The following is a 7,056-nucleotide window of genomic DNA, read 5'->3' on the forward strand; positions in this document are numbered from 1 at the left end:
CGTAGTAGAGATCCACTCGATTGCACAGTGACATGAACTGATGACGAACCGGTCGCACCGACCTGTGTGTAACCTGCTGCATCCATCGGCCCTCTGCTTTGCAAGGCCGCTAGCCCGGTTAGGCGCACAGGAGCGAAATTCATCATGGCTCAAGGCTAACGCCTTATCAGAAGTCGAATATACGGAAGCAGTCGTACCTAGGTTCAGAGGCAGATTATTTCACTGGCAAAACGGGAGGAGTCCATATACGGATGCAATCCGGGGAGTCGTGAGAAAAAGCCCCGGATTACATCCGAGCTGCGTTCATTCGGATGGGGTTTCGCCATCGAGCGTGGAAAGCGGCCAGTATAGGTTCGGCCGGCGGTCGCGGAACACACCCCAGGCGGTACGCACTTTCTCCAGCTCGGTCAGATCGAAGCTGTGCACCAGCACGCCTTCCTCGGTCTGATTCAGCTCCTCGACCTTCGCGCCGAACTGGTCGGCGATGAACGAACTGCCGTAGAAGGTGATGGCGTAGCCGTCCTGTTCCTCGCGGCCGATGCGGTTGCTGGCCACCAGTGGCATCAGGTTGGCGCCGGCATGGCCCTGCTGTACGCGCTGCCAGTGCTCGCGTGAATTGATGCTGGCGTCGTGCGGTTCGCTGCCGATGGCGGTGGGGTAGAAGAGGATTTCCGCGCCCATCAGCGCCATGCTGCGGGCGCACTCCGGGAACCACTGATCCCAGCAGATACCCACGCCGATGCGCGCATAGGCGGTATCCCAGACCTTGAAGCCGGTATCGCCCGGGTTGAAGTAGTACTTCTCGTGATAGCCGGGGCCGTCGGGGATATGGCTTTTCCGATAAATCCCGAGGTTCGTGCCGTCGGCATCGAGGATGGCGATGCTGTTGAAACGGGCGCGCCCGGCGCGCTCGAAGAAGCTGATCGGCAGCACCACCTTCAGTTCCGCCGCAACCTTGCTGAAGTGCGCGATGGCCGGGTTCTCGTCCATCGTGGTCGCCAGCTGGGTGTAGTCGGTGTTGGGCTTCTGGCAGAAGTAGGGCGTCTCGAACAGCTCCTGAATCAGGATGATCTGCGCGCCCTGGGCGGCGGCCTGGCGCACCAGCTTCTCGGCGTTGGCGATGTTCGCAGGAGTATCCCAGGAGCAGGCCATTTGGGTCGCAGCGACGGTAACGATACGGGACATGAAGCACCTCTTGGCTCGTTCGCAGGCCGCTCTGGCGGCCCATTCAGAGTGCCGTGGCTGAACATCGACCAGGGCGGGATGCTCGATTTATATCCGATAAATATCGGTATTAGAAGATGCATTTGGTCGCCCGAGCGAAATAAATGCGATTTTTATCGGATTTATATTGGTTCGGGCCGTAGGGTGTCGCGGGGGCTTGGTTGTGCAACACGATGGTCGCGGCGTCAGATGCCATCGGTGCGCACGGCGCACCCTACGGTGGATTACGTCAGCGGTGCAGGCCTTTTCGGCAGCGCGGCCGGCAGGTACAGGCCCAGGTAGGCATCGAATACGCGCATGCCTTCCTCGGCCAGGCGCGGGGTGATGTGGCCGTGCAACTGCACGGAACGCGCATAAACACGATCACCCAGCGACATCGCCAGGTTGAAAACGTCGATATCCGTCGGCAATTGCGGCAGGGGGAAGTGACGGTCGAACAGTGCGTGCATCAATCGGCCCAATTCCAGGTCGTGCTGCTGATCGGCCTGGGTCACTTCGGCCAGGCCGTGCTGTGCCAGGATCAGTTGGCGCGCTGCAGCATCCTCGGCATAGATGGCCAGCATGCGCTGCTCGATCAGGCGCGAGAGGTCGTGCCAGCTACGCAGGGCAGTGTGATCGATCGGCTGCTGCAGGCTGGCGCGAAAGGCTGCATGCACGTCGGCGGTCAGCCCTTCGAGCAGGGCCGGTACGCTGGCGAAGAAATGGTAGATCGACGAGGGCGGGATGCCGGCGCGTTCAGCCACCGTGTAGATCGACAGAGTGGCCATGCCTTGCTCGGCCAGCAGCTCGCGCGCTGCCGTGAGGATCTGGGCGATCCTCGCCTGGCTGCTGGCGCGGGGTTTGCGCGGGCTGGCAGTGCGCGACATGAACAAGCTCCTCGGTTGTGAGGCGCTATTGGACGTCAGGCGCGGTCACTTGGGCAAGCAGGCTGAGCCGCCCGGCACTCTTGAGCGGGTGTGGGCGGCTTCTGCGCTTACACGGTATGCAGGTACCAGTTGTATTCGAGGTCGGAGATGGTGGTCTCGAATTCCTGCAGCTCGGCTTCCTTGCACGCGACGAAGATGTCGATGTATTTCGGATCGATGTACTTGTTCAGCACTTCGCTATCGTCCAGCTCGCGCAGGGCATCGCGCAGGTTGTTCGGCAGGCTGGGTTCGAGCTGCTCGTAGGCGTTGCCTTCGATCGGCTCGCCCGGTTCGATCTGGTTGGTCAGACCGTGGTGGATACCGGCGAGGATCGACGCCAGCATCAGGTAGGGATTGGCGTCGGCGCCGGCCACCCGGTGTTCGATGCGCACGGCGTCGGCGCTACCGGTGGGCACGCGCACGGCCACGGTGCGGTTGTCCAGCGCCCAGCTCGGCGCGTTGGGCACGTAGAACTGCGCGCCGAAGCGGCGGTAGGAGTTCACGTTGGGGCAGAGGAAGGCCATGCTCGCGGCCATGGTGTCGAGGATGCCGCCGATGGCGTGGCGCAGCGGCTGGTTCTCCAGCGGGTTGTCGGCGGCGAAGATGTTCTTGCCGGTCTTCTTGTCCAGCAGCGAGATGTGCACGTGCAGGCCATTGCCCGCCTGGCCCGGGTAGGGCTTGGCCATGAAGGTGGAATCCATTTCATGGTCGTAGGCAATGTTCTTGATCAGGCGCTTGAGCAGCAGCGCGTAGTCGCAGGCCTTGATGGCGTCTTCGACGTGATGCAGGTTGACCTCGAACTGCGCCGGGGCGCTTTCCTTGACGATGGCGTCGGCCGGGATGCCCTGCTCCTTGGCCGCTTCGAGCATGTCCTGCAGGCAGTCGACGTATTCGTCGAGGTCGTCGATCAGGTACACCTGGGTCGAATGCGGGCGCTTGCCGGAGATCGGCGAGCGCGGCGGCTGCGGCCGGCCGTTCACGTTCTCCTGGTCGATCAGGTAGAACTCCAGTTCGAAGGCGGCGCAGATCTTCAGGCCCATGTCGTCGAATTTCTGCACCACCTGGCGCAGCACTTCGCGAGGGTCGGCGAAGAAGGGGGTGCCATCCAGTTCGTGCATGGTCATCAGCAGCTGCGCGGTGGGGCGCTTCTGCCAGGGCTCGTTGCACAGGGTATTGGGGATAGGGAAGCAGATACGGTCGGCGTCACCGATATCCAGGCCAAGGCCGGTGCTCTCGACGGTGGAGCCATTGATGTCGAGGGCGAAGAGCGAGGCCGGCAGGTTGATGCCTTTCTCGTACACCTTGTGCAGGGCGTTTCGATCGATGCGCTTGCCGCGCACCACGCCATTCATATCTGCAATAAGAAGGTCGACGAACTGGACCTCGGGATGTTCCTTGAGGAACGCGTTCGCTTCGTTAAGCTGAACGGCACGCGGGGGTACCGACATGATGCAACACCTTTTTGTTAAATATATCAATCATGCGACTGCATGGGTGTGAGTCAATCCGAAACGCACTTTACTGTCAAGCGGGCCCAATGATGCCCTGTAGTGGGGCGTGGTGGCCATTTTTGGGGCATTTCAAGGCCTTTCAGGGGGCTCCAAACGTTGATCTTTCAGGTTGCTCAGTGGGGTGTGTTCAATTTTTTACAGGGCTATTGTGTAAAAAAATGAACAAGGCTAAGCTCGGTTCAAACCCATAACAGCAATAATACGGGTGTCTCATGTTTTCCCTGCCGGCCATCGGCGTCAGCGCTTGCACCAGGACCATTAGTCACGCGACCGACTCCCTCATCAACGAGGCGAGCCCACTCATCACGCGGGCCGCATCCGTCATGAGCATGACCGCTGCAACGCAGCAACATCTCTCCTTTGCGGCCTCTGCGCCGCGCTGCCTGTCTCGTCAGGCTGTTCGCTCGTTCCATACCCAGCACGATAGCGTGCGCGGCCGTGTGACGCTGTCTGCTGCGCGCCTTGGCCCGCGTCCTGCAATGCACAAGGCGCTCGCCTGTTTCGCCGGGCGCGTGCTATGTCGCGAGATAGACGGCCCGATGTTCGAATACAAGGGTGAGCGATTTTCTTTCTGTGGTGTGCAAAGTCGGGTACCGGAGGTGTCGCACCCCTAGTAGCATCCACACGAATATCTCGCCTTCTTCCAGGCCTTTGGTGAGGCTTGCAGGGAGAGGGCGGGGCAACGCTGAACCCGCTATAACAAAAGCAGGTTCTACAACCCTGAGGTCTCTATGAGTACCAAGCTAGACCAGCTCACGAGCTGGCTGAAAGAACGCAAAATCACCGAAGTCGAATGCCTGATCAGCGACCTGACCGGCATTGCCCGCGGCAAGATCTCGCCGACCAACAAGTTCCTCGATGAGAAGGGCATGCGCCTCCCCGAGAGCGTGCTGCTGCAGACCGTGACCGGCGACTACGTCGAGGACGATATCTATTACGACCTGCTGGACGAGGCGGACATCGACATGTTCTGCCGTCCGGACCCCAACGCTGTCTTCGTCGTGCCCTGGGCCATCGAGCCCACCGCCATGGTGATCCACGATACGTTCGACAAGCAGGGCAACCCCATCGAGCTGTCGCCGCGCAACATCCTCAAGAAGGTGTTGCAGATGTACGCCGACAAGGGCTGGAAGCCCATCGTCGCGCCGGAGATGGAGTTCTACCTGACCAAGCGCAACAGCGATCCGGACTTCCCGCTGGTAGCACCTGTTGGCCGCTCCGGCCGCCCGGAAACCGGTCGTCAGAGCTTCTCTATTGACGCGGCCAACGAGTTCGACCCGCTGTTCGAAGACATGTACGACTGGTGCGAACTGCAAGGCCTGGATCTGGACACCCTGATCCACGAAGAAGGTCCGGCGCAGATGGAAATCAACTTCCGTCATGGCGATGCACTGCACCTCGCCGACCAGATTCTGGTGTTCAAGCGCACCATGCGTGAGGCCGCGCTCAAGCATGACGTGGCGGCCACCTTCATGGCCAAGCCGATCACCGACGAGCCTGGCAGCGCCATGCACATTCACCAGAGCGTGGTCGACATCAAAACCGGCAAGAACATCTTCTCCAACGACGACGGCACCATGAGCGAGCTGTTCATGCACCACATCGGGGGGCTGCAGAAATATATCCCCGAGCTGCTGCCGCTGTTCGCGCCCAACGTCAACTCGTTCCGCCGCTTCCTGCCCGATACCTCGGCGCCGGTGAACGTGGAATGGGGCGAGGAGAACCGCACCGTAGGCCTGCGCGTACCTGAGGCGAATCCGCAGAACCGTCGTGTGGAAAACCGCCTGGCTGGCGCTGATGCCAACCCCTACCTGGTGCTGGCAGCCACTCTGCTGTGCGGCTATATGGGCATGGTCGGCGGGGTCAGACCCGGTGCACCGGTCAAGGGCCGTGGTTACGAGCGTCGCAACCTGCGCCTGCCGGTGACCATCGAGAGCGCTCTGGAGCGGATGGAAGCGTGTAAGGACGCCGAGAAATTCCTCGGCGAGAAGTTCATCCGTGGCTATGTCGCGGTCAAGCGTGCCGAGCACGAGAACTTCAAGCGCGTGATCAGCTCCTGGGAACGCGAGTTCCTCCTGCTGTCGGTGTAAAAGGCTACCGGCCGCGCCTGGCGCGGCCGGCGCCACGAATTTCTGCGTAGCGCCGCTGGCGCTGCGTGTTAGCAAGGTGTTGGCAATGAACAAGCAAGCGAACAATCCCAAGACCGCCCAGTGGCAGGCCCTGAGCAAGGCCCACCACTTGGCGCCGTTCAGTGATTACAAGCAACTGGCCGAAAATGGCCCGCGCATCATCACCGAGGCCAAGGGCGTGCACCTGTGGGACAGCGAGGGCAACAAGATCCTCGATGGCATGGCCGGCTTGTGGTGCGTGGCCGTCGGCTATGGCCGCGAGGAGCTGGTCGAAGCTGCCGCTACGCAGATGCGCCAGTTGCCGTTCTACAACACCTTCTTCCAGACCGCCCATCCACCGGTGCTGGAGTTGGCCCATGCAATTGCCCAGCTGGCGCCGGCCGGCATGAACCACGTGTTCTTCACCGGCTCGGGTTCGGAAGGCAACGACACGATGCTGCGTCTGGTACGCCACTACTGGGCATGCAAAGGCCAACCGCAGAAGAAGATCATCATCGGTCGCGACAATGGCTATCACGGCTCCACCGTGGCCGGCGCCAGCCTTGGTGGCATGAAGTTCATGCACGAGCAGGGTGACCTGCCGATTCCGGGCATCGCCCATATCCCGCAGCCGTACTGGTTCGGTGAAGGTGGCGACATGAGCCCGGCGGCCTTCGGCATCTGGGCTGCCGACCAGTTGGAGAAGAAGATTCTCGAACTGGGCGAGGAAAATGTTGCAGCGTTTATCGCCGAGCCGATCCAGGGCGCCGGTGGTGTGATCATCCCGCCGGAAACCTACTGGCCGCGGATCAAGGAAATCCTCGGCAAGTACGACATCCTGTTCGTTGCCGACGAGGTGATCTGCGGTTTCGGCCGTACCGGCGAGTGGTTCGGCAGCCAGTACTACGACCTCAAACCTGACCTGATGACCATCGCCAAGGGCCTCACCAGTGGCTACGTGCCGATGGGCGGGCTGATTGTCAGCGACAAGGTGTTCGAGGTGATCGAGGCGCATGGCGACTTCAACCACGGCTTCACCTATTCCGGCCACCCGGTGGCCGCTGCGGTGGGCCTGGAGAACCTGCGCATTCTCAGGGAGGAAGGCATCGTCGAGCGGGTTAAAGCGGAAACGGCACCGTATTTGCAGCGTCGTCTGCGTGAGCTGGCGAATCACCCGCTGGTGGGCGAAGTGCGCGGCGTCGGCATGCTTGGTGCCATCGAGTTGGTGCAGGACAAGGCGACGCGCACACGTTATCCGGGTGACAAGGCGGTAGGCATGATCTGCCGCGGCCACTGCTTTAATAACGG

At 61.3% G+C, this 7,056-nt stretch carries 6 protein-coding genes; 3 read left to right on the forward strand and 3 right to left on the reverse strand.

From position 1 onward, the window contains the following. Nucleotides 1-303 precede the first annotated feature (303 nt). The 3 genes from aguB to DBO86_RS04295 all read right to left on the reverse strand — a co-directional run bounded on the left by aguB (nucleotide 304) and on the right by DBO86_RS04295 (nucleotide 3,577). Nucleotides 304-1,185, reverse strand: coding sequence for an N-carbamoylputrescine amidase (gene aguB, locus DBO86_RS04285; RefSeq protein ID WP_074855155.1), 882 nt, complete (start codon nucleotides 1,183-1,185; stop codon nucleotides 304-306). Nucleotides 1,186-1,448: 263 nt separating this feature from the next. Then, nucleotides 1,449-2,090, reverse strand: a complete 642-nt coding sequence (locus tag DBO86_RS04290) for a TetR/AcrR family transcriptional regulator (RefSeq protein WP_074855156.1) — start codon at nucleotides 2,088-2,090, stop codon at nucleotides 1,449-1,451. Between the two features lie 107 nt (nucleotides 2,091-2,197). Continuing rightward, nucleotides 2,198-3,577, reverse strand: a complete 1,380-nt coding sequence (locus DBO86_RS04295; RefSeq protein WP_074855157.1) for a glutamine synthetase family protein — start codon at nucleotides 3,575-3,577, stop codon at nucleotides 2,198-2,200. Nucleotides 3,578-3,852: 275 nt separating this feature from the next. On the opposite strand from DBO86_RS04295, the gene DBO86_RS04300 reads away from it, so the two are divergent. The 3 genes from DBO86_RS04300 to DBO86_RS04310 form a co-directional block, all read left to right on the forward strand. Further along, complete coding sequence (locus DBO86_RS04300) at nucleotides 3,853-4,254, forward strand: hypothetical protein (RefSeq protein ID WP_108233062.1); 402 nt, start codon at nucleotides 3,853-3,855, stop codon at nucleotides 4,252-4,254. A 117-nt stretch (nucleotides 4,255-4,371) separates the two neighbouring features. After that, the gene (locus DBO86_RS04305) at nucleotides 4,372-5,730 is read left to right on the forward strand and encodes a glutamine synthetase family protein (protein ID WP_108233063.1); all 1,359 of its coding nucleotides are present in this window, start codon (nucleotides 4,372-4,374) and stop codon (nucleotides 5,728-5,730) included. A gap of 85 nt (nucleotides 5,731-5,815) precedes the next feature. Beyond that, a partial coding sequence (locus tag DBO86_RS04310) for an aspartate aminotransferase family protein (protein ID WP_108233064.1) occupies nucleotides 5,816-7,056 on the forward strand: 1,241 nt, incomplete at its 3' end.

It is taken from the genome of Ectopseudomonas oleovorans, assembly GCF_003052605.1.
GTDB classification, from domain to species: domain Bacteria; phylum Pseudomonadota; class Gammaproteobacteria; order Pseudomonadales; family Pseudomonadaceae; genus Aquipseudomonas; species Aquipseudomonas oleovorans_A.

Bases quoted from the DNA above. Each gene is read 5' to 3' on its own strand.
- DBO86_RS04290 (WP_074855156.1), bottom strand. From the start codon at position 2,090: ATGTCGCGCACTGCCAGCCCGCGCAAACCCCGCGCCAGCAGCCAGGCG.
- DBO86_RS04305 (WP_108233063.1), top strand. From the start codon at position 4,372: ATGAGTACCAAGCTAGACCAGCTCACGAGCTGGCTGAAAGAACGCAAA.
- aguB (WP_074855155.1), bottom strand. From the start codon at position 1,185: ATGTCCCGTATCGTTACCGTCGCTGCGACCCAAATGGCCTGCTCCTGG.
- DBO86_RS04300 (WP_108233062.1), top strand. From the start codon at position 3,853: ATGTTTTCCCTGCCGGCCATCGGCGTCAGCGCTTGCACCAGGACCATT.
- DBO86_RS04295 (WP_074855157.1), bottom strand. From the start codon at position 3,577: ATGTCGGTACCCCCGCGTGCCGTTCAGCTTAACGAAGCGAACGCGTTC.